This window comes from Citrobacter sp. VF227 (assembly GCF_052950715.1).
On the sequence record NZ_JBRFVF010000552.1, the window covers coordinates 1 to 442 of the forward strand.

1 protein-coding gene is annotated in these 442 nt (G+C 53.4%); it reads right to left on the reverse strand.

Annotated features, from left to right (window positions below):
• Positions 1 to 54: 54 nt before the first annotated feature.
• Positions 55 to 442, reverse strand: a 388-nt coding sequence (locus ACU8YC_RS27805; protein WP_446896371.1) for a 4-hydroxythreonine-4-phosphate dehydrogenase PdxA, incomplete at its 5' end; no start/stop codon positions are given.

The following is a 442-nucleotide window of genomic DNA, read 5'->3' on the forward strand; positions in this document are numbered from 1 at the left end:
TTGAGGACGTTTTTCCCGAAACTTTTACGTGGTAAGTGGCCCTGTTGGACTCGATTATTCATTGGTATTACCAATCATTTTGATGGCGGGATTAAGCGCCGTAATAAACCTGCCGACATCTGCTTGTCCACGTCCCGCAAGTTCAAGCGCGGTACCGTGATCGACGGATGTGCGAATAAAGGGCAGGCCCAGCGTGATGTTCACACCGCGACCAAAGCCCTGGTATTTTAGCACGGGGAGACCCTGATCGTGGTACATTGCCAGCACGGCATCCGCGTGGTCGAGATACTTGGGCTGAGACAGCGTATCTGCGGGCAGCGGGCCATTCAATTTCGTCCCCTGCGCACGCAGTTCATCGAGAACCGGAATGATAGTTTCTATCTCTTCCGTTCCCATATGACCGCCTTCACCGGCATGCGGGTTAAGACCGCACACCAGAATA